The organism is Actinokineospora terrae (genome assembly GCF_900111175.1).
Lineage (GTDB): Bacteria > Actinomycetota > Actinomycetes > Mycobacteriales > Pseudonocardiaceae > Actinokineospora > Actinokineospora terrae.
This window is the reverse complement of record NZ_FOGI01000006.1, coordinates 210,570-235,343: the sequence shown is the minus strand read 5'-3', so window position 1 is coordinate 235,343 and position 24,774 is coordinate 210,570. Positions and strand designations below refer to the sequence as shown.

The following is a 24,774-nucleotide window of genomic DNA, read 5'->3' as shown; positions in this document are numbered from 1 at the left end:
TCGGTAGGACCCCCGTCGAATAGCAGGTCAAACCGCCTGCGGTCGAGAATCCGCGCAGCACGCCGTACAAAGTCCGCAGCCTGTCCAAAGGCTTCTTCGCTCAGAGTCTTCACGTGTTCCAACGTAGGCCCTCGCACCGACGCGGACTTGTCGTCAGACGCCTAAGAGGCCGAGGTAACCCGGTAGACGTCGTAGACGCCTTCCACGCTGCGGACAGCCTTGAGCACGTGTCCCAGGTGCTTCGGGTCGCCCATCTCGAAGGAGAAGCGGCTGACCGCCACCCGGTCGCGGGAGGTGGTGACGGAGGCCGACAGGATGTTGACCTTCTCGTCGGCCAGGACCTTGGTGACGTCGGAGAGCAGGCGGTGCCGGTCGAGGGCCTCGACCTGGATGGCGACCAGGAACACCGACGACTCCGATGGCGCCCACTCCACCGGCAGCAGCCGCTCGGGGGTGCTGAGCAGTTCGTCGGCGTTGGTGCAGTCGGTGCGGTGGACGCTGACGCCGCCGCCGCGGGTGACGAAGCCGAGGATGTCGTCGCCGGGGACCGGGGTGCAGCAGCGGGCCAGCTTGATCCACACGTCGGTGGCGTCCTTGACGATCACCCCGGCGTCGCCGGAGCTGCGCCTGCGGGTGATGGTGGACGGCGTGGCCCGCTCGGCCAGTTCCTCCTCGGCGTGGTCGACCCCGCCGAGCAGCGCGACCAGGCGCTGCACCACGTGCCGCGCGGAGATGTGGCCCTCGCCGACCGCGGCGTAGAGCGAGCTGACCTCCGGGTAGCGCAGTTCGCGGGCCAGCGCGGTCACCGAGTCGGCCGACACGAGCCGCTGCATGGGCAGCCCGACCCGGCGCACCTCCTTGGTGATCGAGTCCTTGCCCGCCTCGATCGCCTCTTCCTTGCGCTCCTTGGCGAACCACTGCTTGATCTTCGCCCTGGCCCTCGGCGAGGCGGCGAAGGCGAGCCAGTCGCGGCTGGGTCCCGCGCCCTCGGCCTTCGAGGTGAAGATCTCGACGACCTCGCCGTTCTCCAGCTTGCGCTCCAGCGCCACCAGGCGGCCGTTGACCCGCGCGCCGATGCAGCGGTGCCCGACCTCGGTGTGCACGGCGTAGGCGAAGTCGACCGGCGTCGACCCGGCGGGCAGCGTCTCCACATCGCCCTTGGGGGTGAACACGAAAATCTCGCGGGTCGCCAGGTCGTAGCGCAGCGACTCCAGGAACTCGCCGGGGTCGGCGGCCTCCCGCTGCCAGTCCAGCAGCTGCCGCATCCAGGCCATCTCGTCGACGTCGACACCGGCGTGGGTGCCCTTGGTCTCCTTGTACCGCCAGTGCGCCGCGATGCCGTACTCGGCGGTGCGGTGCATCTCGTGGGTGCGGATCTGCACCTCCAGCGGCTTGCCGTCCGGCCCGATCACCGTGGTGTGCAGCGACTGGTACACCCCGAAGCGGGGCTGGGCGATGTAGTCCTTGAACCGGCCGGGCATCGGCTGCCACAGCGCGTGCACCACGCCCATCGCCGCGTAGCAGTCGCGCACGTCGTCGACCAGGATCCGCACCCCGACCAGGTCGTGGATGTCGTCGAAGTCGCGGCCGCGCACGATCATCTTCTGGTGGATCGAGTAGTAGTGCTTGGGCCTGCCCTCGACCTTGGCGGCGATCCGCGAGCCCTCCAGGTCCGCGCCGAGCTGCCCGATCACGGTCTTGAGGTAGGTGTCGCGCGAGGGCGCCCGGTTGGCCACCAGCCGCACGATCTCGTCGTACTTCTTGGGCTGCAGGATGGCGAAGGCCAGGTCCTCCAGCTCCCACTTGACGGTGGCCATGCCCAGCCGGTGCGCCAGCGGGGCCAGCACCTCCAGCGTCTCGCGGGCCTTCTTGGCCTGCTTCTCCGGCGGCAGGAACCGCATGGTGCGCATGTTGTGCAGCCGGTCGGCGAGCTTGATCACCAGCACCCGGGGGTCGCGGGCCATCGCGATGACCATCTTGCGGATGGTCTCGGCCTCCGCCGCGGTGCCCAGCTGCACCTTGTCCAGCTTGGTGACGCCGTCGACCAGGTGCGCGACCTCGTCGCCGAAGTCGGCGCGCAGCCGCTCGATGGAGTACTCGGTGTCCTCGACGGTGTCGTGCAGCAGCGCCGCGACCAGCGTCGTGGTGTCCATGCCCAGCTCGGCGAGGATGGTGGCGACGGCCAGCGGGTGGGTGATGTACGGGTCGCCGGACTTGCGCCGCTGGCTGCGGTGCATCTCCTCAGCCACGTCGTAGGCGTGCTGCAGCAGCCCGAGGTCGGCCTTCGGGTGCAGCTCGCGGTGCACGACGGCCAGCGGCTCGAGCACCTGCTTGACCGGGGCCGCCCGCTGGGCGGTGATCCGCCTGGCCAGCCGCGAGCGCACCCGCCGGGTCGCCGAGCGCCCCGGCTCACCCTCGGCGGCGGGGGCGGCCGCCGCCTCCGCCTGCGCCCTCACGTCATTGGTCACCCATGCTCCCGGCAGTCGGTCCGCCGTCCGCGGCGCACGTCGACCGGGTCACCACCGTGGCCCGGGTACCGAGAATAACTCCGAATCCCCCGGTGACCGGGCAGTGGGGCGACGAAGCGCCCCCTGGAGACGGTGAACGCCGAATGACGACCGGGCAACCGAAGATCACACCGACCGCCCGGCTCAGCCCCCGCACCAGCCGACCCGGACGGTCCTCAGAGCACGGCCAGTGCCTCCACCGGTACCCCGGCTCGGGCTCGGCCACCCAGTGCGGCGAGTTCCAGGACCACCACCGCACCGGCGACCTCGGCCCCAGCGCGCCGCACCAGGCCTGCCGCTGCGGCCAGGGTGCCGCCGGTCGCGAGGACGTCGTCCACCACGAGCACCCGCCTGCCGGGGTGCAGGGTGTCGGCGGGGAGTTCGAAGGTGGCAGAGCCGTACTCCAGGTCGAAGGTGACCTGGTCGGCGACGGCGGGGAGTTTGCCGGGTTTGCGGATGGGGACGACGCCGAGGCCGTGCGACGCGGCCAGGGCGGCGCCGAAGAGGAAGCCGCGGGCTTCCAGGGCGACCACGGCGTCCACGTCGGGTGGTACCGCGGCGGCGAGGGCGTCGATGACCGCGCGGAAGGCGGCGCCGTCGGCGAGCAGAGGGGTCAGATCACGGAACAGGACGCCCGGCTCGGGGAAGTCGGTGACTTCCCGGATGAGACCGAGCGCCCTGTTCAGCGGTGTGGCAGTGGTCAACGACGCTTCTTGCCGCTGGGGCGGGCGGTGCCGCGGCGGGCGTCGGTGGCCTTGGGGGTGCGGGCCGGGACGCTGCTGGCGACCGCGTAGGCGCGCTCGCGGCGCACCTCGGCGTCCACCGCGTCGGGGTCGTCGAGGTCGAGCTCGGCGGCGGCCTCCTGGCGGCGGGCGGCGTTGGCGCGGCGCAGTTCCACGCGCTTGGCCTGCTCCTTGAACTTGGGCTCGGTCATCTTCAGGTCCACCAGGATCGGGGTGGCCAGGTAGATCGACGAGAGCACACCGGCGAGCATGCCCGCCAGCTGCACCAGCGCCAGGTCCTGGAGCGTGCCCACGCCGAGCAGGCCGACGCCGACCACGAGCAGGCCGATGACCGGCAGCAGCGCGATCAGCGAGGTGTTGATCGAGCGCATCAGGGTCTGGTTGACCGCGAGGTTGGCCGCCTCGGCGTAGGTGCGCCTGGTCAGCCCCAGCAGGCCCCGGGTGTTCTCCTTGACCTTGTCGAACACCACGACGGTGTCGTAGAGGGAGAAGCCGAGGATGGTGAGGAAACCGATCACCGTGGCCGGGGTGACCTCGAAGCCGACGATCGAGTAGACGCCCGCGGTGAAGATGACGTCGTGCACCAGCGCGGCCAGCGCGCCGACGGCCATCCACTTCTCGAAGTACAGCGCCAGGAAGATCGTGACCAGCACCAGGAACACGATCAGCGCGATGAGCGCCTGGCGGGAGATCTCCCCGCCCCAGGTGCCCGAGACCGCGCTGTCGCTGATCTGCGCCGGGCTGGACTCCCCGGTCGGCGACTGCGGCTTGAGCTCGGTGAACAGCGCCTGCTTGAGCGAGGTGACCTGGGCGACGCTGAGCGACTCCGACTTGATCTGGATGGTGGAGTTGGTGCCCGCGCCGACCTTCTGCACCGCGGACGGCTCGGCGTTGAGGGTCTTGGTGAACACCTCCGTCACCCGGTCGGTGGAGATCTCGCCGCTCGCGCTGACCGCGGGCATGGAGATCTTGGTGCCACCCTCGAAGTCGATGCCGAGGTTGAAGCCGCGGAAGATCACCGACCCGAGGCAGACCAGCATCAGGATCCCGAAGATCACGTACCAGCGCTTGCGCTTGCCGACGATGTCGAAGGCGCCGGTGCCGGTGTAGAGCCGCTCGAAGACGCTGTGCTTGCCGCCGACGACGACATCGCCGGTCGCGCTGACGGGTGCCTTCTTCTCGGCTGGGGTCTCGTTGGTGGACACGGTCGTCACACTTCCTTCGCGGCGGTGCCAGCGGGGACCCGCGCGGCGCGCTGGGCGACCGCGGAGCGCTGCGTGGAGCCGAGGCCGGAGAGCTTGGGGCTGGACAGGAACTTGGACTTCGAGGCGACCGCCACCAGCGGGTGGGTCACCAGGAACACCACGATCAGGTCGAGCACCGTGGAGATGCCCAGGGTGAACGCGAAGCCGCGGACCTGGCCGACGGCGAGCACGTAGAGCACGGCGGCGGCGAGGAAGAGCACCGCGTCCGCGGACAGGATCGTGCGCCGACCCCGGACCCAGGCGCGGGGGACCGCGGAGCGGAACGAGCGGCCCTCCCGGATCTCGTCCTTGAGCCGTTCGAAGAAGATCACGAACGAGTCCGCGGTGAAGCCGACCGCCACGATCAGACCGGCGACGCCGGGCAGGTCGAGGCTGTAGCCGATCCAGCGGCCGAGCAGCACCAGCACCGCGTAGACGATCACGCCGGAGAGCACCAGCGACAGGATCGTGAGCAGGCCGAGCAGCCGGTAGTAGACCAGGCAGTAGAGGAACACCAGGGCCAGGCCGATGGCGCCCGCGATGAGGCCCGCCTCCAGCGAGGCGATGCCCAGCGTGGCCGACACGGTCTCGGCCTCGGAGGGCTCGAACGACAGCGGCAGCGAGCCGAACTTGAGCACGTTGGCCAGCTTCATCGCCTCGGCCTGCTTGAAGCCGCCCTGGCCGCCGGTGATCTGGGTGTCACCGTTGATGGCGCCCTGGATGGTGGGCGCGGACACGACCTGGGTGTCGAGCACGAACGCGGCGCGCTCCTGCACGTGCGAGGCGGTGTACTCCGACCAGACCTTCGAGCCGGTGGCCTTGAAGCTGATGCTCACCACGTAGCCGACGCCCTGCGGGTCGAGCTGCGAGGTGGCGTTGTTGATCTCGGTGCCCTCCAGGAACGACGGGCCGAGGATGAACTTCTCCACCCCGTCCTGGTCGCAGGCGGCCAGCGGCAGCGACTTGTCGTCGTTGCCGACCAGCGGGTCCTTCTTGCCCGGCGCGCAGTCCAGCGCCGCGAGCGCGGCCTGCTGCAGCGCCTGGTCGGCGGGGACCTCGGCACCGTCGGCGCCCTTGCTCGGGGCGAGGGTGGGGGCCTGGCGGCACTTCTTGCCCGCGCTGATCAGGGCGGGCGTCTCGGCCTTCGGGTCCGCGAGCAGGGCGGTGTACTGCGTGCACGGGTTGTCGGCGGGCGGCGGGGTGGCCGCCGAGGTCGTCGCCGGGGGCGCCGCGGTGGTGGTCGCCGCGGGCGCGCCGCTGGAGGGCTGCTGCGCCGGCGCGGGCGCCGGGCGGCCCTGCGGGGCGACCGTCGAGCTGGGGGCCCCGGAGGCGGGGGCGCCGGAGGTCGGCGCGCCCGAGGTCGGGGTCGGCGGCGCGGAGCCGGTGACCGACGGCTGCGGCTCGGTCGAGGGCTGCGGCTGGGCCTGCGCGGCGACGGAGCCGACCACCGGGCGGAACCGCAGCTGCGCGGTCTGACCGAGGTCCTTGGCCTTCTCGCCGTTCTCGCCGGGGACGGTGATGACGATGGTGCTGCCGTCGAGCACCACCTCCGCGCCCTGCACGCCGGTGCCGTTGACCCGCGTGTCGATGATCTCGCGGGAGACGTTCAGCGACTCCTTCGACGGCGGCTCGCCGGTCTCCGTGCGCGCGGTCAGCGCGACCCGGGTGCCCCCCTGCAGGTCGATGCCCAGTTTGGGCACCGCCCGGTGGTCGCCGGTGGCGAACACCAGCGTGTAGAGGACAGCGACGATTGCTACGAAGAACGCCAAATAGCGTCCTGGGCGGATCTGCCCAACCGGTGGTGCCACGGTCGGTCCGTCTCCTCGAGTCGCGCGGGCCGCGCACGGATCTGGTTGACGTGCGCGCCGCGATAGGTGGTCATGACACTGCGCCCGCACCCGTTCGCTCTAGCGGGTGAGGGCGCAGCGTAGCGCCTGCGGGGTCAACTCAGTGTTGCATGCCTCACGTCGTGCCCCGCGCCTCGGGCGCCGAACTGCCGAACCCGGGCGATTCAGTTCTTCGGCTTGCCCGACTCGGAGGCGTCGTCGGCCGGGATCGACTCGTGCTCGCCGGTCAGCTCGGTGGCGTCGTCGTCCTCGTCGATGACGTCCGGGCCGACCTTCTCGCGGATCGCCTGGCGCAGCCAGACGGTCTCCACGCCGGGGGCGATCTCGATGCCGATGCTGGCGTCGTCGGAGATGTCGGAAACGGTGCCGTAGAGGCCGGAGGTGGTCATCACCCGGTCGCCGACGGTCAGCGAGTTCTGCAGCTCCTGCTGCTGGGCCACCATCTTCTTCTGGCGGCGGGAGCCCAGGATCAGCGGGATCGCCAGGACGGCGATGAGCAGCAGGGGGAGCAGGGCCTGGTTCATGTCACTCCATCCACGGGGCGGCGCGCCACCCGGTGCGAAACATCCGTTTGTTCGGGTTGTCGTCCTCGAGTCTGCCAGGTCGCGGGGACCCGGTGCGGCTCGGCTGATCGACCCGTGTGCGTGCGGTCACTCGGAGAACAGGGTAGGCGCAGCCCAGCCGGGGGCATCGGTTGGGGCGGTGAGGCCCAGGTGGGACCAGGCGAGGGCGGTCGCGACGCGGCCCCGCGGCGTCCGCGCGAGCATGCCCGCGCGGACGAGGTAGGGCTCACAGACTTCCTCGACGGTGGTCTGCTCCTCGCCGACCGCGACGGCGAGGGTGGCGACGCCGACCGGGCCGCCGCCGAAGGAGCGGACGAGCGCGGTGAGCACGGCCCGGTCGAGCCGGTCGAGGCCGAGCTCGTCGACGTCGTAGACCTCCAGCGCGGCGCGGGCGGTGGCCCGGTCGACGGCGCCGTCGGAGCGGACCTCGGCGTAGTCGCGGACCCGGCGCAGCAGCCGGTTGGCGATGCGGGGGGTGCCCCGGGAGCGGCCCGCGATCTCCTCGGCGCCGTCCGGGCGCAGGTCGACGCCCAGGATCACCGCCGAGCGGCGCAGCACCAGTTCCAGGTCCTCGGGGACGTAGAACTCCATGTGCGCGGTGAAGCCGAAGCGGTCGCGCAGCGGTCCGGTCAGCGACCCGGACCTGGTGGTGGCGCCGACCAGGGTGAACGGGGCGATCTCGAGCGGGATGGAGGTGGCGCCGGGGCCCTTGCCGACCACCACGTCGACCCGGAAGTCCTCCATCGCCAGGTACAGCATCTCCTCGGCGGGGCGGGCGATGCGGTGGATCTCGTCGATGAACATGACCTCGCCCTCGACCAGGTTCGACAGCATCGCGGCGAGGTCGCCCGCGCGTTCGAGGGCGGGGCCGGAGGTGATCCGGATAGGCCTGCCCAGCTCGGCGGCGATGATCATGGCGAGGCTGGTCTTGCCCAGGCCGGGCGGGCCGGAGAGCAGCACGTGGTCGGGTGGGGCGCCGCGCCTGGTCGCGCCTTGGAGCACCAGTTGCAGCTGCTCGCGGACCCGGGGCTGGCCGACGAACTCGTCGAGGGTGCGCGGGCGCAGCGAGGTCTCGTCGTCCCGCTCCCCCGGCGCGACCAGGGGCGACAGGTCGCCCCACTCGGGTTCGTCGTGCTCGGTCATCAGCGCTTGCGCCCGAGGGTGGCCAGCGACTGGCGCAGCACGGCGGCGGTGTCGGCGCCCGCGTCGGCGGCGAGCACGGTGTCGACGGTCTGCTCGGCCTGCTTGACCGGGAACCCGAGGCCGACCAGGGCCTCGACCACCGAGCCGCGGACCTGGCCCGCGGCGGGGGCGACCGGGGCGTCGCCGGTGCCCACGAGCGCGCCGACCTTGTCGCGCAGCTCGATGCTGAGCCGCTCGGCGCCCTTGCGGCCGATGCCGGGGACCTGGGTGAGCACGGTGATGTTGCTGTCGGCCAGCGCCGCGCGCAGCTGCGCGGGTTCGAGCACGGCGAGGGTGGCCAGGGCCAGCCGGGGTCCGATGCCGGAGACGGTCTGCAGCAGCCAGAACAGGTCGCGGGCCTCGGTGTCGGCGAAGCCGAAGAGGGTCAGCGAGTCCTCGCGGACCACCAGGGCGGTGGCCAGCGCGGCCTCGTCGCCGCGGCGCAGCGTGGCCAGGGTGTGCGGGGTGGCCTGGACGGCGAACCCGACGCCGCCCACCTCCACCACCGCGTGGTCGAGACCGATCGAGGCCACCGTGCCCCGTACCGAGGAGATCACTCGCTCACCGCCTTGCCCGTGCTCCGCCGTCGACCCGCTTCCAGTCTGCGGGCGGCGGCCAGCCTCGCACGGTGGTTGCGGGCCAGCTCGGCCGCCCTCGCCTCGGCCTCGGCCATCCGGTTGCGCACCGGCGCCCGCCACAGGTGGCAGATGGCCAGGGCCAGCGCGTCGGCGGCGTCGGCAGGCTTGGGCGCCGCGGTCAGCCCGAGCAGCTTGGTCACCATGAGTGTCACCTGGGCCTTGTCCGCCCGCCCCGATCCGGTGACGGCGGCCTTCACCTCGCTGGGGGTGTGGAACATGACCGGCAGGTCGCGGCGGGCCGCGGCGAGCGCGACGACCCCGGCCGCCTGCGCGGTGGCCATCGCGGTGCGCACGTTGTGCTGGCTGAACACCCGCTCGATGGCGACGACGTCGGGGCGGTGCCGCTCCAGCCAGGCCTCGATGGCGTCGGAGACCTTGAGCAGCCGGACCGCCAGCTCGTCGTCGACCGGGGTGCGGACCACGTCCACCGCGACCGCCCGGACCGCGCGGCCCGTGCCGCCGTCGACGACCGCGACACCGAGCCGGGTCAGGCCAGGGTCGACGCCCAGCACGCGCACCGTCTTCTTCTCCCCACCGCTGCCACCGCTTCGCGAACACTCGTTCGAGAGCCTATGGCGTGCGGCCGCTCCCGATCACCGCGACACGCGGATCGGCTGCTCGATCAGGTGCGGTTCGAGCGGGGTGGCGGGGGTGAACCACGGGTGGGTGCGGCCCGCGCCCGGTTGGGCGGTCCAGTCGCGGCAGACGCGGTCGAGCCGGATGGGGTAGATGGTCAGGCCCTCGGCGTCGATCCTGATCCGGAGGAAGCCCTTGTGGTCCTCGATGCTCTGGCCCGCCATGACCTCGTTGAGGTTGATGCCCGCGCGGCTGGCGAGCATCAGGTAGCAGGCGACGAGTTCGGCGTCGAGGAAGCCGATCAGCAGCGGGGTGCCGAGGGCGACGACGAGCAGCGTGCCCCAGTCCTGGGCGGCGCCATCGGGGAAAACGTCGGTATAGAGCCAGATCACGACGTAGGACCAACCGACCGCTAGTCCTAAGTGTCCTGCCGCGTGCAAGATGCCGAAGAGCCTGGCTAGGCCGACCCTGTGCGGGTTGCCCAACCTGGCGAAGCCGAGACCGCCCAGCACGAGGACGAGTCCGACGACGACGGCGGGTGCCCAGCTCGCGACCAGACCGAAGAAGCCCTTGGCGCCGATGTCGGTCTGCACCAAGCCGTAGAGGACGGCCAGGGTCATGACCGTCTGGAAGCCGCCTGTCAGTCCCCAGAAGCCGGGGTTGCGCCACGGCAGGCGGAGGATGCCACGGGCGAACCGCCTGGAGGTGTCGACATCGGGGTAGCGGGACTCCAGGTCGTAGAAGGCCGGTGGTGAGGGCGCGCGGACGCGGGAGTTGGCGGGCGGCAGGCACAACAGCTCCGGCAGCTCGTGGGTCGCCGCGAGGTAGGCGCCGCCGAGGCCGCAGGTGATGCGCTGCCGGGGTTTGTCGTCCCGTTCGGCGAACCGGGCGTAGTGGTGCTTGTCGCCGGAGAGCATGACCCGGGTCTCGGCGCCCTTGGAGCGGACGATCTCGCGGTCGAAGAACTCGATGGTGTCGTAACCGTTTGTCCTACCGCCGGACCCCGCGTCCACCCAGGCCGGTTTGGACGTGCACAGGATGACCCCGTCGCCCTCGGCCATGTCCGCGGTGGCTTCGCGGAAGTACTCCAGCTGCGGCGCGTCGACGTAGTCGTCGAACTGGGTGTCTATGGCCAGCAGCCACCAGTTGTGCGGGAGCTTGATGGCGAAGTAGGAGCGGGTCTGCTCGGTAGCCCAACCGCCGAACCAGCGTCCTTGGGCGAAGACCCGCAGGAACGCGGTAAGGCCGTCGTACCAGTCGTGGTTGCCGGGCAAGGCGAACAGGGTGGGGGAACCGTTTTCGGTCAGCGGTAGCGCGGCTCGGTATGGCCCTTTAGTCCGGTCCTCGTAGTCGGTGGTCGACGCGTACGGGTAGACCTCGTCACCACCCATGACCAGCACCTTGCCGCGCGGCAGGTCGTGACCATCGACGGCCAGCTCGTCCGCGGCGAGCAACTGGGCGACGGAGTGGGTCGCGTGGAAGCCGTCACCGAGGTCGGCGACGAAGTCGACCCACTCGGCGTCCTCGTGCGCGTGCTCCCGGACCCGCAGACTGCCCTGGATCTCCCGCTTGTCGGCGTAGGACCCGAAGATCGTCGCCAACGCCGACTGGATCCCGGTGGTGAACAACACCCTGGGCGCCAACCACCGCACCGCCGCCCGCGGCGAGAACCCCAACTCCGCCTCGGTCAACGCCGCCGGACGCGGACGCTCTGGTTCAGCCACCGGACCCGCCTCTCGCTACCGGGGAGAAGATCGTAACCGGCGGTTCGCCGCAGGCGGGAGGACCGAACGGGCAGGCTTCCTACGCTGAGACCATGAGCGATCCCGTAGCCGCCTACACCGCCGCGCTCGGCCTGTCACCGCTACCGGTGGAAGGTGGGCGCTGGGCCAGGTCGTGGGCGGACGACACGTTCTCGGCGATCTACTACCTGCTCGAACACCCGGAGTTCTCGGCGTGGCACCGCCTCGACCGGCCCGAGCTCTACGTCCACCACGCGGGCGCCCCGCTGATCACGCACCTCATCGGACCGGACGGCTACCGGGCCCACCGGCTCGGCCCGGACGTCGCCGCCGGTGAGCGCCCCCAGTTGCTGGTCCCGGCAGGCACCTGGCAGGCGTCCGAGACCGCGACGTGGTCGCTGGTCGGCACGGTCGTGGTCCCGCCCTACACCGACGCCGCGGTCGAGTTCGGCGTCCCCGATGCCCTGCCGGCCGGGCTGGCGCGGTTGCTCAGCGCGGCTTCTCCATGATCAGCAGGCGGATGCCGACGACGTCGTCGCGCTCGCCCGCCGGGAGGTAGCCCGCGGCGCGGTAGAGGCGCTGGTTGTCGTGGCTGGCGGCGCCGGTGATCAGCCAGAAGCGGGTGATCTCCGGTGGGGCGGCTGCCTCGACCGCCGCCAGCAGGGCTCGGCCGACGCCCGCGCCCTGGAAGTCGAGTGCGACGGAGAAGCGGGCGATCTCCATGCGGGTGCCGTCGACCCGGCCGCGGACGCTGCCGACCAGGCGGGTGCCGGACCAGGCGCCGATCGCGATGCGGAGGTCGGCGCGGAACTGGTCCAGGGTCTCTACCAGCGGCGGGATAAGAGGTTGGTGGTAGCGCTGGGCCTCGGACACGTAAGCGGAGCGCTGGACGGTAAGAGCTTCACCGACGTCCTCTGGGCGCAGCGGGGCGAGACGGATGGTCATGGGCCGTCGATGCCGGGGCGCCAGCTCTCGGGCAGGCCGCTTTCGGTGAGGACGGGCTGCCACTCGGCGAAGCCCTCGGGGGCCTGGTGGCTCCACGGGAAGTGGCCGTCAGGGGTGGCCACGATGATCTGCACGGCCGGGAACTGACCGGACGGGTAGAGCAAGAGGGCGCTACCGAGCAGCGGGTAGAAGTCCTGGTTCACCCGCTCGACGACTACCGGCGTGCCTTCGAAGAAGTCCAGGTAGGGCAGACCGGGGAAGAACCGCTCACCCTCCGACGCACGCCGAACGTACGCGTCGAGCAGGGGCTGGTTCATGTCGACCGGCAGGCCGATGACGATCGCCTCGGGCGCGCCGAACCGGCGCCAGGCTCCCACCGTGAACGCGTACGGGGAGCCGTGTTCGTCGCCGGGCACCTGGATGACGGCGTGGCCGCTCTCGTCGGCGGTCTTGAGCAGCCACTCGCGCAGCGCGGCTTGGTCGTCGCTGATGTCATCCAGCGGCACGGGCGACTCCTCGGTGGGGACCGAAACGGGGCCCGGGCGAGAAACCCGGGCCCCGGAGAACAACGCCTAGTCGATCTCGGCGAGCACGTCGTCCGAGAGGTCGAAGTTCGCGTACACGTTCTGCACGTCGTCCGAGTCCTCGAGGGCGTCGATCAGCTTGAAGATCTTGCGGGCGCCATCGGCGTCGAGGGCGACGGTGACCGAGGGGACGAAGCTGGCGTCGGCGGACTCGTAGTCGTACCCGGCGCCCTGCAGGGCGGTGCGGACGGCGACCAGGTCGGTCGGCTCGGACACGATCTCGTAGTTCTCGCCGAGGTCGTTGACGTCCTCGGCGCCCGCGTCCAGCACGGCACCGAGCACGTCGTCCTCGGACAGGCCGTTCTTGGGCAGCACCACGACGCCCTTGCGGTTGAACATGTACGCCACCGAGCCCGGGTCGGCCATGTTGCCGCCGTTGCGGGTCATCGCGGTGCGGACCTCGCCGGCGGCGCGGTTGCGGTTGTCGGTGAGGCACTCGATGAGCACCGCGACGCCGTTGGGGCCGTAGCCCTCGTACATGATCGTCTGCCAGTCGGCGCCGCCCGCCTCCTCGCCGCCGCCGCGCTTGCGGGCGCGCTCGATGTTGTCCTGCGGGACGGAGTTCTTCTTCGCCTTCTGGATCGCGTCGAAGAGGGTGGGGTTGCCGTCGGGGTCACCGCCGCCGGTGCGCGCCGCCACCTCCACGTTCTTGATCAGCTTGGCGAACAGTTTGCCCCGCTTGGCGTCCAGGGCGGCCTTCTTGTGCTTGGTCGTCGCCCACTTTGAATGGCCGCTCATCGGTCCTCCGTCAATGGCTCAGCTCTCGGTTGTGCGCCCGCGGACCCCGGCCGCACGGACCATGTCCACGAACAGGCGGTGCACGCGCGCGTCACCGGTCAGCTCCGGGTGGAACGAGGTGGCCAGCACGTTGCCCTGCCGAACGGCGACGATCCTACCGGCGGCCGCTCCCGCCGCCTGGCTGTCGGGCACCCTGGCCAGCACCTCGACGGTCGGACCGGCCGACTCGACCCAGGGCGCGCGGATGAACACGGCGTGCACCGGGGGCCCGTCGACCCCCGTGACCTGGAGGTCTTCCTCGAACGAGTCGACCTGCCTGCCGAAGGCGTTGCGCCGCACGATCACGTCGAGGCCGCCGAGCTGGTGCTGGTCGGGCCTGCCGTCGATGACCTTCTCGGCGAGCAGGATGAGCCCGGCGCAGGAGCCGTAGGCGGGGAGGCCTGCGGCGAGCCTGGCGCGCAGCGGGTCGAGCAGGTCGAAGGTCGCCAGCAGCCGGGAGATGGTCGTCGACTCCCCGCCGGGCAGCACCAGGCCGTCCACCTCGGCCAGCTCGGACTCGCGGCGGACGGTGATCACCTCGGCGCCGCCCGCCTCGAGCGCGGCGGAGTGCTCCCGGACGTCGCCCTGCAGGGCGAGCACGCCGATGAGCGGTCGTTGCGCGGACACTGGTTGGTCCTCCCTCGTTTCCCGACCCAGGGTAATGAGCCCGGTCGGGGGTCGGGTCAGGCCACCCCGGCCAGGCGAAGCAGTGCGGTGGTCGCGGCGGCGGCGATCACCACGACGACGAACGGGGCCTTGCGCCAGGCCAGCAGCCCGCCGACGGCGACCCCGGCGGGCAGTGCCCACCCTGCGAAGTCGTGGCCCTTGGCCAGCGCGCTGGTGGCGATGAGCGCGACCAGCAGCACGACGGCGCCGGTGGCCAGCAGGTCCCTGACCCGCTGCGACAGGGTGATCCGGTCGCGCAGCAGGGTCCCGCCGAAGCGGAAGGCGAAGGTGCCCAGGGCGAGCACCAGGATCGGCACGATGGTCACGCCGTCGCCCCCTTCGGTCCGGCCTCAGCGGTCCCGCCAGTCCCGCCAGTCCTGGCAGTCTCAGCAGCCCCGGCAGTCTCCGTGGTCCCGGCAGCCCCGGTCCCGTTGTGGCGGGGCACGGCCAGGAGTCCGGCCAGGGCGAGCAGCACGGGCACGCCCGGCGGCAGGAACGGGGTGGCGGCCAGGGCGATGGCGGCGCCGAGCAGGGCGGGCCGCAGCTTGCCCGCCTCCTTGAGCGCGGGCAGGACCAGGGCCAGCATGACCGCGGGGAAGACCGCGTCCAGGCCGAGCGCGTTCGGGTCGCTGACCAGCGAGCCCGCCAGCGACCCGCCGAACACGCCGAGGTTCCAGGCGACGAACAGCGATCCGCCGCAGGCCCAGTAGGCGGCCTTGGCGCGCTCCGGGTCCTTCTGCGCCATGGCGAAGGCGACCGACTCGTCGACCAGCAGGTGGCTGCCCACCAGCCGGGCGGGCAGGCTCTTGCCCACCACGTCGCCGATCGCGAGGCCGAACGGCAGGTGCCGGGCGTTGAGCACCAGGCCACCGATGACCGCCGCGATCGGGCTGCCACCGGAGGCGACCACGCCGACCGCCATGTACTGCGAGCCGCCCGCGAAGACCAGCACGGACATCGCGACCGGCACCCACAGCGGGTTGCCCGCCGCGACCGCGATCGCGCCGAACGAGGCCCCGTTGACCGCCGCGGCGACCGCGATGGCCAGCACGCCCCGCCAGAGGCCGGGATCGAGGGTTCGCCATATCGAACGCATAGTCCAGTATCATGAACACCTCAGGCGCGTTCGTCAAGGCGAACGCTTTGTTCGTCGTAGCGAACGGAGAGTGTTGGTGGAGCAGCGCGGAGCCCCGCTGGAGGTCATCGCCCGGTCCCTGCGCCGCGAACGCGAGCGAGTCGGGCTCTCGCTCAGCGAGCTGGCCAAGCGGGCCGGGGTGGCCAAGTCGACGCTGTCGCAGCTGGAGTCCGGCTCGGGCAACCCCAGCGTGGAGACGCTGTGGGCGCTCAGCGTCGCGCTGAACGTGCCGTTCAGCAGGCTCGTCGAACCGCCCCAACCGCGCGTCCAGGTCATCCGTGCGGGCGAGGGGCCCGCCGTGTTCTCCGAACGCGCCTCGTACATCGCCACGCTGCTCGCCTCGTGCCCACCGCACGCCCGCCGCGACCTGTACCTGATCACCGCGGAACCGGGCAGCACGCGCGAGTCCGCCCCGCACTCCCCCGGCGTCGTCGAACACGTCGTGCTGTGCACCGGACGCGCCCTGGTCGGCCTCACCGACGACCCGGTCACCATCGAGCCGGGCGACTACGTCTCCTACCCGGGCGACCTGCCGCACGTGTTCGAGGCGCTGACCGGGGGCACCATGGCCGCGATGGTCTCCGAGCACGTCTAGCGGGTGGCGCTGGATCGGACCCCGTGCCCGATCCAGCACACCCCCAGGATCACCAGCCGCGTTCCGCCAACCGGTGCGGCTCGGCGATGCCCTCGACGTTGATGCCGACCATGGCCTCACCGAGACCACGGCTGACCTTGGCGATGACGTCGGGGTCGTCGTGGAAGGTGGTGGCCTTGACGATGGCCTCGGCGCGCTGCTCGGGGTTGCCGGACTTGAAGATGCCCGAGCCGACGAACACGCCCTCGGCGCCCAGCTGCATCATCATCGCCGCGTCGGCCGGGGTGGCGATGCCGCCCGCGGTGAACAGCACGACCGGCAGCTTGCCGGTGCGCGCGACCTCGACGACCAGGTCGTAGGGCGCCTGCAGCTCCTTGGCCGCGACGTAGAGCTCGTCGGTGGGCAGCGAGGACAGCCGCTTGATCTCGGCGCGGATCTTGCGCATGTGGGTGGTGGCGTTGGAGACGTCGCCGGTGCCCGCCTCGCCCTTGGAGCGGATCATCGCCGCGCCCTCGGTGATCCGGCGCAGCGCCTCGCCCAGGTTGGTCGCGCCGCAGACGAAGGGCACGGTGAACGCCCACTTGTCGATGTGGTTGGCGTAGTCGGCCGGGGTGAGCACCTCGGACTCGTCGATGTAGTCCACGCCGAGCGACTGCAGGACCTGCGCCTCGACGAAGTGGCCGATGCGGGCCTTGGCCATCACCGGGATGGAGACCGCCGCGATGATCCCGTCGATCAGGTCGGGGTCGCTCATCCTGGCCACGCCGCCCTGGGTGCGGATGTCGGCGGGCACCCGCTCCAGGGCCATGACCGCGACGGCACCCGCGTCCTCGGCGATCTTGGCCTGCCTGGCGTCGACCACGTCCATGATCACGCCGCCCTTGAGCATCTCGGCCATGCCGCGCTTGACCCGCGTGGTGCCGGTTTCCGGGGCGGTGGCGGCGTGCTTGGGGGCGGTGCTGGCGTCGGACACGGTGCGGCCTCTCGGGTCGAGTCGTCGCGCCGGGCAACGGCGCTGACCACAGGTTACGTCCCAGGTGGTCCGATCAAGGCGGCCAATCGAGGGCTATCTCGAAAGACCACTTCGGCCATGGGGTTGTCCGTTCGGCGGAGGCGGTGTGAGATCGGACACAGACAGCCGATGGGGAGCCCCGGCGGCCCCCCGACCGAGGGAGGTGGGCGCCATGGGGTCGAAGCACTCCGAGAACGGTCAACCCGAGTCCGGGGTCGTGGTGAGCGACCCGGCGAAGGTCCGCAACATCGCGCTGGTCGGGCCGTCCGGGGCCGGGAAGACCACGCTCACCGAGGCGCTGCTGGCGGCGTCGGGGGTGCTGGGCAGGGCCGGGTCGGTCACCGAGGGCACGACGGTGTGCGACCACGACCCGGCCGCGGTGCGCCAGCAGCGGTCGGTGGGGCTGGCGGTGGCCCCGCTGCTGCACGACGGGGTGAAGGTCAACCTGATCGACACCCCCGGGTACGCCGACTTCGTGGGTGAGCTGCGGGCCGGGCTGCGGGCGGCGGACGCGGCGCTGTTCGTGGTCAGCGCCGCGGAGGGGGTCGACGCGGCCACCACGGCGCTGTGGGCGGAGTGCGCGGCGGTCGGCATGCCCAGGGCGCTGGTGATCGCCCGGCTCGACCACGCGCGCGCCGACTTCGCCGCCGAGCTCGCCGCCTGCCAGGACGCATTCGGCACCAACGTGCTGCCGGTGTACCTGCCGGTGGGCGACGGGCTGCTCGGCTTGATCACCCAGCGGTGGGTCGGCGGCGAACCGGCGCCCCTGGACGAGGTGGCCGAGGTGGCGCGGGCGGAGCTGCTGGAGGGGATCATCGCCGAGAGCGAGGACGAGTCCCTGATGGACCGCTACCTGGCGGGCGAGGAGATCGACCCGGCGACGATCACCGCGGACCTGGAGACGGCCGTGGCGCGCGGCGCGTTCCACCCGGTGTTCCCGGTGTGCGCGCTGTCCGGCCTGGGGGTCGCGGCCCTGCTCGACGCGCTGACCAGGGCGTTCCCGTCGCCGCTGGAACACCGGCTGCCCGGGGTGACCGACCCCGCCGGGCACGCGCACCCGGCGATCACCGCCGACCCGGACGGACCGCTGGCCGCGGCGGTGGTGCGCACCGCGGTCGACTCGTACGTCGGTCGGGTGTCACTGGTCCGGGTGTTCTCCGGGACGCTGCGCCCGGAACGCGCGGTGCACGTCTCCGGGCACGGACTGGCCGACCGCGGCCACGAGGACCACGACACCGACGAACGGGTCGCGCACGTGTACTCGCCGCTGGGCGCGGCGCTGCGGGAGGTGCCGTACTGCGTGGCCGGTGACCTGTGCGCGGTGACCAAGGTCGGCTCGGCGGAGACCGGGGACACGGTGTCGGCGCCGGAGGACCCGATCCTGATGGCGCCGTGGGCGATGCCGGAGCCACTGCTGCCGGTCGCCGTCACCGCGAAGACCCGCAGCGACGAGGACACCATGGCGCGCAACCTGTCCCGACTGGTCGCGGGCGACCCGACGCTGCGGACGGAGCGCAACCCGGAGACGCACCAGTTGGTGTTGTGGTGCATGGGCGAGGCGCACGCGGACGTCGTCCTCGACCGGCTGCGCGCGGGTGGGGCCGATGTGGACACCGAGCCGGTGCGGGTGACGCTGCGGGAGACGTTCGCGACGCCCGCGCGGGGGCACGGTCGGCACGTGAAGCAGTCAGGCGGGCACGGGCAGTACGCGGTGTGCGACGTGGAGGTCGAGCCACTTCCCACAGGCACCGGCGTCGAGTTCGTCGACCGAGTTGTCGGCGGGTCCGTCCCACACCAGTTCATCGGCAGCGTCGAAAAGGGCGTCCGCGCCCAACTGGCCCGAGGCCTCCGCGACGGCCACCCCGTGGTAGACGTCCGGGTAACCCTCGTAGACGGCAAATCCCACACCGTCGACTCCTCCGACACCGCCTTCCAAACCGCCGCCGCCCTAGCCATCCGCGACGCCGCGGAGAAGGCCCGGATCGCCGTGTTGGAGCCTGTGGACGAAGTTCACATCACTATTCCTGACGACCACCTGGGCCCTGTCCTGGGTGACCTTTCCGCCCGCCGAGGTCGAGTCCTCGGCACGACCACGGACGACTCCGGCCACACGACCATCCAGTCGGAGATCCCCGCGACGGCGCTTGTGCGTTATGCGATCGACCTGCGGTCACTGACTTCTGGGGCGGGCAGCTTCAACCGCTCGTTTTCCCGCTTCGACCCACTACCCGCCAGTTAGGGCAGCCTTCACAGACGTTGGCCCCAACGCGCCCCTCTCAGACGTTGGTCCCCACGTGCCCCTCGCAGACGTTGGCCGACCACGCGCTCCTCGGATCCGCTGGTGCCAAGCCGGCTCGATGGGGCGTTGTTCGGCCAACGTTTCAGAGGGGCACGTGGGGACCAACGCCTGGGAGGGGCGTATTGGGACCAACGATCGTGAAGGCCGGGTGGGGGCCAACGTCGGCCGTGCTACCGGACCGGTCGAAGGGTCCCGTCCCATGTGGACAAGCTCGGCAAGAGCTCGGCGAACTGCACCGGGTACACCGTCTCCGAGGTGGCCAGCAGTTCCTCCGACGACCACCACCGATGCTCACCGATAGTCGCCGACTCCAGTTCCGTGAACCCCGAAGTGTCCACAGCAGACCCATCCGGCAGCGAAGCGAGGAAGAACCACTCCTCCCCGTCATAGCTCCGCCCAGCGAAACTGAACGCCACCCGCCGTCGCCACACGGGACCCACAAGGGAGTCCGGCACCACCCCGGTCTCCTCAAGCAGTTCCCGCAGCGCAGCCGTGCGCAGGTCCTCCCCCGCCTCCACCCCTCCCCCAGGCGTGAACCAGTACACGTCATCCACGCGCGCAGGATCGTGGCCCCGGAACAGCAGCACTCGCCCATCCCGATCACGCAGGATCACCCGCGCGGCAGGTCGGGGGACGTCCTCCGACAAGGATGGCTCCGCGATCTCCAGGTACTCCGGGCTGGGCGCGGTGCCTGCGAGTTTGAGCCAGCGGACGACGCGGCGGCGGCGCAATGCGAGGGTGTCGCGGACTGCGTCGCCGTGGACTCGGCGGGCGATTATCACTCGGTGCTCGGCGTCGGCGAGTTCGGCGACGAGGGTGAGGGGGAGGTCGCGGCGGTCTACGGTGGCGAGTTCTCTGGTGAGGGCGTTCTCGGCGGGTTCGCGGTCGGGGCGGGGGGCGTGTTCGGCTCGGTCGGCCAGGACGCGGAGGTGGTCGCCGGGGGGTGGGTCGATGCCGCCGGAGACGGCGCGGGCCACGACGGCGCGGCGGGCCAGGGCGGCGTCGAGGGCGGCCCAGGCAGCGTCGGTGCGCACGTGCAGGCGGTCGAGGCGGTTGGCGGTTCCGACCAGCCAGATGCCGATGAGGACCAGCAGCGCCATGGCCGCCAACACCACCACCCAGGCGGTCACGGCACCTCCCCCACACCGCGTGGATCCGCCGCGACGGCCTGCTCGTAGACCCGCAGGACCTGCGCGGCGACCACCGACCAGTCGTACGCGGCGACCCGCCGCTCCCCCTCCAGCACGAGGGTGTCCCGCCTGGCCCGGTCGTCCAGCACGGACCGCAGCCCGGCGGCCAGTCCCGCGGGCTCCCCCACCGGGGTCAGCACCCCCGCGCGGCCGTCGTCGAGGACCCGGCGGAACGCGTCGAGGTCGCTGGCCACCACCGCGGCACCGGCGGCCATCGCCTCGGTCAGGATGATCCCGAAGCTCTCCCCGCCCAGGTTCGGGGCGCAGTAGACGTCCACGCTGCTGAGCATGCGCGCCTTGTCCGCGTCGTCCACCTGGCCGAGCAGGTCGATCCGGTCGGCGAGGCGCGGTCCGGCCGCGCGCCGCAGGTCGGCCTCGTCGCCGCGGCCGACCACCACCAGCCGCAGGTCCGGCCGGTCGTCGAGCAGCAGGTTCAGTGCGTCGAGCAGCACCGGCATGCCCTTGCGCGGCTCGTCGTAGCGGCCGACGAAGCCGACCGTGCCGCCCGCGCGGGGGTAGCCGGGCAGCGGGTCGGCGTCGCGGAAGAACCCCACGTCGACGCCGTTGGGGATCTCGACCGCGTCGCCGCCGAGGTGCTCCACCTGCACCCGCCTGGCCAGCGCGGACACCGCGATCCTGGCGGTGATCTTCTCCAGGAACGGCCGCAGCACCGACTGGAACGCGCTGAGCGTGCGCGAGCGCGGCGTCGAGGTGTGGAAGGTGGCCACGATCGGGCCGTCGGCGACCACCATGGCCAGCATCGACAGGCTCGGCGCGGTCGGTTCGTGCAGGTGCAGCACGTCGAAGTCGTGCTCGCGGACCCACCGGCGCACGCGCGCGTAGGACACCGGGCCGAACGACAGCCGCGCCACCGACCCGTTGTACGGGATGCCCACGGCGCGCCCGGCGGGCTGGACGAAGTCCGGCAGCGGGGTGTCCTCGTCGGCCGGGGCGAGCACGTCGACCTCGTGGCCGAGCCCGCGCAGCGCCCTGGCCAGGTCCAGCACGTGCGCCTGGACGCCGCCGGGCACGTCGAAGGAGTACGGGCAGACGATGCCGACCCTCATGTCCCGCTCACCGGCGCCCCCGGGGTTCCTCCCCGGTCGACAGCTCCCGCTGCCGGGCCTCGGTGAGGTCCTCGATCCACAGCTTCTGCAGCATGTGCCAGTCGGCCGGGTGCGCGGCGATGTCGGCGGCGAACACGTCGGCCAGCGCCTGGGTGGCCGCCTTGACCCCGCGCACGCCGTCGACCTTGATCGGCGGGTGCAGCCGCAGGCCCCAGCCGTGGTCGGTGAACCAGCAGCCCGCCGGGATCAGGGCGGCGCCGGTGCGGGCGGCGAGGTAGGCGGGACCGGAGGGCATCCGGGTCTTGGCACCGAAGAAGGTGACCGGTAGGCCTGCCGGGGTGAGATCGCGGTCGGCGACAAGACAGATCAGCTTGTTCTGCCGCAGCCGCTCGGCCAGCACGACCGCCGGGTTCTTGTCGCCACCGGTGGCAGGAATGATCTCGAAGCCGAGCGACGCGCGGTATTCGACGAACCGCTCATAGAGGGACTCTGGCTTGAGGCGCTCGGCGACGGTGGTGAACCGGCCGTGCTCACGCGCGAGCCACACACCGGCGGCGTCCCAGTTACCTGAGTGCGTCAGGGCTAAGACGGCGCCGTTGCCCTCGGCGAGCGCGGCGGTGATGTACTCGTTGCCGGTCATGGTGGCGTCGATCTCGGCGTGCACGGCAGCGTGGTCCATCGCCGGTAGGCGGAACGCCTCTTGCCAGTACCGGGCGTAAGAGCGCAGCGCCTGCCGGACGAGGTCGTCCAATTCGGCCGGTCCCGCCTTCGGGACGACCCGGGCGAGGTTGGCCCGCAACTGCTGGGCCCCCGGCCCGGCGCGGCGCGCGGCGAGGTCGGCACCGCCGCGGAACAGCGCGGTCGCGGCACCCTCCGGCAGCGTCTTGACCAGCCGCCAGCCCGCCCCGTACCCGGCGGCGTGCAGCCGTTCGCCCCAGCTCATCGGGCGTTCTCCTCGGCGGGGACCGCGGCGCTGCGGCGCACCGCGAGCAGGCGCTGGCCAACGGTGATGACCGACCCGGCGGCCACCAGCCACAGCGACACCTCGACCGCGTACGGCACGCCGAGGCCGGACAGGCCGGTGCCGACGAGGGTGATGATCAGCCGTTCCGCGCGCTCCACCAGGCCGCCATCGGCGTCGAGGCCGCTGGCCTCCGCGCGCGCCTTGATGTAGGAGACGACCTGCGCCAGCACCAGGCAGATGAGCGCGGCGACGGCGGTGACCCGGTTCCCGGTGTCGAACAGGTACCAGGTGATGCCGCAGAGCAGGGCGCCGTCGGCGAGCCGGTCGCAGGTGGCGTCCAGCACGGCGCCGAAGCGGGTGCCGCCGCCGAGCGCGCGGGCCATCGCGCCGTCGAGCAGGTCGAACATGGCGAAGCCCCAGACCACGAAGGTCCCGGCGAGCAGGTGCCCGGTGGGGAACAGCCACAGCGCGCCCGCGATGGCGCACGCGGTGCCCAGCACGGTGACGGCGTTCGGGGTGAGGCCGAGGCGCACCAGCCCGGCCCCGACCGGATCGGTGACTCGGGAGACGGAGGCACGGGCGAAGATGTTGAGCATGGGGGTGTGAGACGCACCTAACCGCGGGACGACCTGGCCCGGGCAGCCTAACCGCCGCGGGTCCGCCCCGTGCAGACCGGGCTGGTCAGCGCAGTTCGCGGCACCCGGGCAGGGTCTTGTCCGGGTCGATGCCGTCGAGGATGGCGGCGCTGATGGCGCCGAGCGCGGTGACCTGCTCGGGGGTGAGCCGGTCGAACACGGCCTCGCGCACGGTGGTGACGTGCCCGGGTGCCGCGGCGGCCAGCGCGGCGAACCCGGCGTCGGTGAGCACGGCGACGGAGCCGCGCTTGTCGGTCGGGCACTCGCGCCGCTCGACCCAGCCCTGCGCCTCCAGCCTGGCCACGGCGTGGGAGAGTCTGCTGCGGCTGGACCCGCGCAGCCCCGCCAGCTCGCTCATCCGCAGCGACCGGCAGGGGGCGTGGGAGAGCACGACGAGGATCTCGTAGTAGGTGTAGGGCATCGACGAGTCGCGTTGCAGTTGCCGGTCCATGTGCTCACCCAGGGCACCGAGCATGGTGACGAAGGTCCGCCACACGTCCTGGTCGGCCGCCGAGAGCCACCGGGTGTCGTCCATGCCACCCACTCTACTAGTTGAACTCTCAATCGGCTCGCGGTAAGGTTCCGGTTGAGTGTTCAACCACATGAGGAGATCTGATGACTCTCGCCACCCTGCCCGGCTTCGTCGCGGGCACCTGGGACATCGACGCCGCCCACTCCGACGTCGGCTTCTCGGTCCGGCACATGGTGGTCAGCAAGGTCAAGGGCCGCTTCGACGGCGTCTCCGGCGAGATCGTCACCGCCGAGGACCCGGCGCAGGCCTCGGTGCGCGTCGCGATCGACCTGAACACGATCAACACCCACAACGAGCAGCGCGACGGCCACCTGCGCTCCGCCGACTTCTTCGAGGTCGAGACCTACCCGGAGCTCACCTACACCGCCACCGGCATCCGCGCCGACGGCGACGGCTACGTCCTCGACGGCGAGCTCACCCTCAAGGGCGTCACCAAGGTCGTGCCGCTGCAGTTCGAGCTCAACGGCTTCGGCCCGGACCCCTACGGCGGCACCCGGGTCGGCTTCTCCGGCCAGACCGAGATCAACCGCCGCGAGTTCGGCGTGAACTTCGAGGGTGTCCAGAACGGCATCGCCGTGGTCGGCGACAAGATCACCGTGCACATCGAGATCGAGGCCGTGCTGCGCCAGGCCTGACCCGCGGGGTGGGTGGGGGCGGGGTCGCCGCCTCCACCTGTGACCCGCGCTGCCAGGCCCGATGCGGTGCCGCCCCCCGCCACTAGGATCGGGGCATGGCTGGACCCGCCCCCACCGAGGGACCCGAGCTCGTTCCCCAGGACGGGGTCGGCGAACCCGACGCCCTGCAGCGGCTGTGGACACCCCACCGGATGGCCTACATCCGCGGCGAGGGCAAACCCGACGGCCAGGACAGCGACGGCTGCCCATTCTGCGGCCTCGTGCGACTGGACGACGCCGAGGCGCTGATCATCGCTCGTGGCTCGACGGTGTACGCGGTGCTCAACCTGTACCCGTACAACCCGGGGCACCTGATGGTCGTGCCTTATCGGCATGTGGCTGACTACACGGACCTGACCGCCGCCGAGACTGACGAGCTTGCCCGATTCACGCAGCAGGCGATGCGGGTGGCGCGGAAGGTGGCGTCGCCGCACGGGTTCAACATCGGGATGAACCAGGGCGTGGTGGCCGGTGCCGGGATCGCGGCGCACCTGCACCAGCACCTGGTGCCCCGGTGGGGTGGGGACGCGAACTTCATGCCCGTCATCGGGCACACCAAGGTCCTCCCCCAACTCCTCGCCGAGACCCGCACGCTGCTGGCCAGTGCCTGGGCCGACTAGTCGAGCGCCTCCCTTCGACCGCCCGAGCCATTCGCTC

25 protein-coding genes and 1 pseudogene are annotated in these 24,774 nt (G+C 71.7%); 5 read left to right on the top strand and 21 right to left on the bottom strand.

Annotated elements, in window-relative coordinates; genetic code table 11:
* Nucleotides 1-161: 161 nt before the first annotated feature.
* The 9 genes from BMY07_RS15085 to BMY07_RS15045 all read right to left on the bottom strand — a co-directional run bounded on the left by BMY07_RS15085 (nucleotide 162) and on the right by BMY07_RS15045 (nucleotide 11,024).
* Nucleotides 162-2,456 (bottom strand): RelA/SpoT family protein, encoded by a 2,295-nt coding sequence (locus BMY07_RS15085; protein ID WP_092779106.1) that lies wholly within the window; start codon nucleotides 2,454-2,456, stop codon nucleotides 162-164.
* A gap of 227 nt (nucleotides 2,457-2,683) precedes the next feature.
* On the bottom strand, nucleotides 2,684-3,211 hold the full coding sequence (locus BMY07_RS15080) for an adenine phosphoribosyltransferase (RefSeq protein WP_245782395.1): 528 nt from the start codon (nucleotides 3,209-3,211) through the stop codon (nucleotides 2,684-2,686).
* Nucleotides 3,208-4,455: a protein translocase subunit SecF gene (secF, locus tag BMY07_RS15075; protein WP_092779102.1), complete on the bottom strand. Its 1,248-nt coding sequence runs from the start codon at nucleotides 4,453-4,455 to the stop codon at nucleotides 3,208-3,210. Before secF ends, BMY07_RS15080 begins: the two co-directional genes overlap by 4 nt.
* Before the next feature lie 5 nt (nucleotides 4,456-4,460).
* Nucleotides 4,461-6,302, bottom strand: a complete 1,842-nt coding sequence (gene secD / locus BMY07_RS15070; RefSeq protein WP_092778678.1) for a protein translocase subunit SecD — start codon at nucleotides 6,300-6,302, stop codon at nucleotides 4,461-4,463.
* A 203-nt stretch (nucleotides 6,303-6,505) separates the two neighbouring features.
* Nucleotides 6,506-6,865: a preprotein translocase subunit YajC gene (yajC, locus tag BMY07_RS15065; RefSeq protein ID WP_092778677.1), complete on the bottom strand. Its 360-nt coding sequence runs from the start codon at nucleotides 6,863-6,865 to the stop codon at nucleotides 6,506-6,508.
* Nucleotides 6,866-6,991: 126 nt separating this feature from the next.
* Complete coding sequence (gene ruvB, locus BMY07_RS15060) at nucleotides 6,992-8,047, bottom strand: Holliday junction branch migration DNA helicase RuvB (protein WP_092778675.1); 1,056 nt, start codon at nucleotides 8,045-8,047, stop codon at nucleotides 6,992-6,994.
* Nucleotides 8,047-8,643 (bottom strand): Holliday junction branch migration protein RuvA, encoded by a 597-nt coding sequence (ruvA, locus tag BMY07_RS15055; RefSeq protein WP_092778673.1) that lies wholly within the window; start codon nucleotides 8,641-8,643, stop codon nucleotides 8,047-8,049. Before ruvA ends, ruvB begins: the two co-directional genes overlap by 1 nt.
* The gene (ruvC, locus tag BMY07_RS15050) at nucleotides 8,640-9,242 is read right to left on the bottom strand and encodes a crossover junction endodeoxyribonuclease RuvC (RefSeq protein ID WP_092778671.1); all 603 of its coding nucleotides are present in this window, start codon (nucleotides 9,240-9,242) and stop codon (nucleotides 8,640-8,642) included. Before ruvC ends, ruvA begins: the two co-directional genes overlap by 4 nt.
* A gap of 75 nt (nucleotides 9,243-9,317) precedes the next feature.
* Complete coding sequence (locus tag BMY07_RS15045) at nucleotides 9,318-11,024, bottom strand: metallophosphoesterase family protein (RefSeq protein ID WP_092778670.1); 1,707 nt, start codon at nucleotides 11,022-11,024, stop codon at nucleotides 9,318-9,320.
* A 92-nt stretch (nucleotides 11,025-11,116) separates the two neighbouring features.
* Between BMY07_RS15045 and BMY07_RS15040 the strand changes: the two genes are divergently transcribed.
* Nucleotides 11,117-11,551, top strand: coding sequence for a cupin domain-containing protein (locus tag BMY07_RS15040; RefSeq protein WP_092778669.1), 435 nt, complete (start codon nucleotides 11,117-11,119; stop codon nucleotides 11,549-11,551).
* Here BMY07_RS15040 and BMY07_RS15035 read toward each other — a convergent pair.
* From BMY07_RS15035 to BMY07_RS15010, 6 genes are all read right to left on the bottom strand, one after another.
* The gene (locus BMY07_RS15035; protein ID WP_092778668.1) at nucleotides 11,532-11,987 is read right to left on the bottom strand and encodes a GNAT family N-acetyltransferase; all 456 of its coding nucleotides are present in this window, start codon (nucleotides 11,985-11,987) and stop codon (nucleotides 11,532-11,534) included. The two genes, BMY07_RS15040 and BMY07_RS15035, sit on opposite strands and share 20 nt — an antisense overlap.
* Nucleotides 11,984-12,493 (bottom strand): DUF4262 domain-containing protein, encoded by a 510-nt coding sequence (locus tag BMY07_RS15030; RefSeq protein WP_092778667.1) that lies wholly within the window; start codon nucleotides 12,491-12,493, stop codon nucleotides 11,984-11,986. The genes BMY07_RS15035 and BMY07_RS15030 overlap by 4 nt, the downstream gene beginning before the upstream one ends.
* Before the next feature lie 66 nt (nucleotides 12,494-12,559).
* Entirely contained in the window at nucleotides 12,560-13,309 is a 750-nt protein-coding gene (locus tag BMY07_RS15025) for a YebC/PmpR family DNA-binding transcriptional regulator (RefSeq protein ID WP_092778666.1), read from the bottom strand.
* 18 nt (nucleotides 13,310-13,327) lie between these two features.
* Entirely contained in the window at nucleotides 13,328-13,975 is a 648-nt protein-coding gene (gene pdxT, locus BMY07_RS15020; RefSeq protein WP_092778664.1) for a pyridoxal 5'-phosphate synthase glutaminase subunit PdxT, read from the bottom strand.
* A gap of 56 nt (nucleotides 13,976-14,031) precedes the next feature.
* Complete coding sequence (locus tag BMY07_RS15015; protein WP_092778662.1) at nucleotides 14,032-14,340, bottom strand: AzlD domain-containing protein; 309 nt, start codon at nucleotides 14,338-14,340, stop codon at nucleotides 14,032-14,034.
* The gene (locus tag BMY07_RS15010; RefSeq protein WP_092778660.1) at nucleotides 14,337-15,110 is read right to left on the bottom strand and encodes an AzlC family ABC transporter permease; all 774 of its coding nucleotides are present in this window, start codon (nucleotides 15,108-15,110) and stop codon (nucleotides 14,337-14,339) included. The genes BMY07_RS15015 and BMY07_RS15010 overlap by 4 nt, the downstream gene beginning before the upstream one ends.
* A 76-nt stretch (nucleotides 15,111-15,186) precedes the next feature.
* On the opposite strand from BMY07_RS15010, the gene BMY07_RS15005 reads away from it, so the two are divergent.
* Nucleotides 15,187-15,744 carry a helix-turn-helix domain-containing protein gene (locus BMY07_RS15005; RefSeq protein ID WP_245782394.1) on the top strand — a complete coding sequence of 186 codons (558 nt, stop codon included), beginning with the start codon at nucleotides 15,187-15,189 and terminating at the stop codon, nucleotides 15,742-15,744.
* Nucleotides 15,745-15,793: 49 nt separating this feature from the next.
* Here BMY07_RS15005 and pdxS read toward each other — a convergent pair whose 3' ends face one another.
* Entirely contained in the window at nucleotides 15,794-16,717 is a 924-nt protein-coding gene (pdxS, locus tag BMY07_RS15000) for a pyridoxal 5'-phosphate synthase lyase subunit PdxS (protein ID WP_092778658.1), read from the bottom strand.
* Between the two features lie 289 nt (nucleotides 16,718-17,006).
* Between pdxS and BMY07_RS14995 the strand changes: the two are divergent.
* A pseudogene (locus BMY07_RS14995) lies at nucleotides 17,007-18,995 on the top strand (elongation factor G-like protein EF-G2); the annotation flags it as partial.
* 230 nt (nucleotides 18,996-19,225) lie between these two features.
* Here the strand turns inward: BMY07_RS14995 and BMY07_RS14990 are convergent.
* The 5 genes from BMY07_RS14990 to BMY07_RS14970 all read right to left on the bottom strand — a co-directional run bounded on the left by BMY07_RS14990 (nucleotide 19,226) and on the right by BMY07_RS14970 (nucleotide 23,446).
* Nucleotides 19,226-20,185: an NUDIX hydrolase gene (locus tag BMY07_RS14990; RefSeq protein ID WP_245782393.1), complete on the bottom strand. Its 960-nt coding sequence runs from the start codon at nucleotides 20,183-20,185 to the stop codon at nucleotides 19,226-19,228.
* On the bottom strand, nucleotides 20,182-21,312 hold the full coding sequence (locus tag BMY07_RS14985; RefSeq protein ID WP_092778656.1) for a glycosyltransferase family 4 protein: 1,131 nt from the start codon (nucleotides 21,310-21,312) through the stop codon (nucleotides 20,182-20,184). Before BMY07_RS14985 ends, BMY07_RS14990 begins: the two co-directional genes overlap by 4 nt.
* Before the next feature lie 7 nt (nucleotides 21,313-21,319).
* A complete protein-coding gene (locus BMY07_RS14980; protein ID WP_092778655.1) occupies nucleotides 21,320-22,255 on the bottom strand; it encodes a phosphatidylinositol mannoside acyltransferase in 936 nt (311 codons plus the stop codon).
* Complete coding sequence (gene pgsA, locus BMY07_RS14975; RefSeq protein WP_092778654.1) at nucleotides 22,252-22,872, bottom strand: phosphatidylinositol phosphate synthase; 621 nt, start codon at nucleotides 22,870-22,872, stop codon at nucleotides 22,252-22,254. Before pgsA ends, BMY07_RS14980 begins: the two co-directional genes overlap by 4 nt.
* Nucleotides 22,873-22,957: 85 nt before the next feature.
* Nucleotides 22,958-23,446 (bottom strand): MarR family winged helix-turn-helix transcriptional regulator, encoded by a 489-nt coding sequence (locus tag BMY07_RS14970; protein ID WP_092778653.1) that lies wholly within the window; start codon nucleotides 23,444-23,446, stop codon nucleotides 22,958-22,960.
* Between the two features lie 80 nt (nucleotides 23,447-23,526).
* On the opposite strand from BMY07_RS14970, the gene BMY07_RS14965 reads away from it, so the two are divergent.
* Entirely contained in the window at nucleotides 23,527-24,078 is a 552-nt protein-coding gene (locus tag BMY07_RS14965; protein WP_092778652.1) for a YceI family protein, read from the top strand.
* 95 nt (nucleotides 24,079-24,173) lie between these two features.
* Nucleotides 24,174-24,737, top strand: a complete 564-nt coding sequence (locus BMY07_RS14960) for an HIT family protein (protein WP_092778651.1) — start codon at nucleotides 24,174-24,176, stop codon at nucleotides 24,735-24,737.
* Nucleotides 24,738-24,774: the final 37 nt, after the last annotated feature.

Excerpts from the sequence above, each read along its gene's own strand:
- yajC (WP_092778677.1), bottom strand. The coding sequence starts at position 6,865 with ATGAACCAGGCCCTGCTCCCCCTGCTGCTCATCGCCGTCCTGGCGATC.
- ruvB (WP_092778675.1), bottom strand. The coding sequence starts at position 8,047 with ATGACCGAGCACGACGAACCCGAGTGGGGCGACCTGTCGCCCCTGGTC.
- BMY07_RS15040 (WP_092778669.1), top strand. The coding sequence starts at position 11,117 with ATGAGCGATCCCGTAGCCGCCTACACCGCCGCGCTCGGCCTGTCACCG.
- BMY07_RS15035 (WP_092778668.1), bottom strand. The coding sequence starts at position 11,987 with ATGACCATCCGTCTCGCCCCGCTGCGCCCAGAGGACGTCGGTGAAGCT.
- BMY07_RS15025 (WP_092778666.1), bottom strand. The coding sequence starts at position 13,309 with ATGAGCGGCCATTCAAAGTGGGCGACGACCAAGCACAAGAAGGCCGCC.
- BMY07_RS15010 (WP_092778660.1), bottom strand. The coding sequence starts at position 15,110 with ATGCGTTCGATATGGCGAACCCTCGATCCCGGCCTCTGGCGGGGCGTG.
- BMY07_RS14985 (WP_092778656.1), bottom strand. The coding sequence starts at position 21,312 with ATGAGGGTCGGCATCGTCTGCCCGTACTCCTTCGACGTGCCCGGCGGC.
- BMY07_RS14980 (WP_092778655.1), bottom strand. The coding sequence starts at position 22,255 with ATGAGCTGGGGCGAACGGCTGCACGCCGCCGGGTACGGGGCGGGCTGG.
- pgsA (WP_092778654.1), bottom strand. The coding sequence starts at position 22,872 with ATGCTCAACATCTTCGCCCGTGCCTCCGTCTCCCGAGTCACCGATCCG.
- BMY07_RS14970 (WP_092778653.1), bottom strand. The coding sequence starts at position 23,446 with ATGGACGACACCCGGTGGCTCTCGGCGGCCGACCAGGACGTGTGGCGG.
- BMY07_RS14965 (WP_092778652.1), top strand. The coding sequence starts at position 23,527 with ATGACTCTCGCCACCCTGCCCGGCTTCGTCGCGGGCACCTGGGACATC.
- BMY07_RS14960 (WP_092778651.1), top strand. The coding sequence starts at position 24,174 with ATGGCTGGACCCGCCCCCACCGAGGGACCCGAGCTCGTTCCCCAGGAC.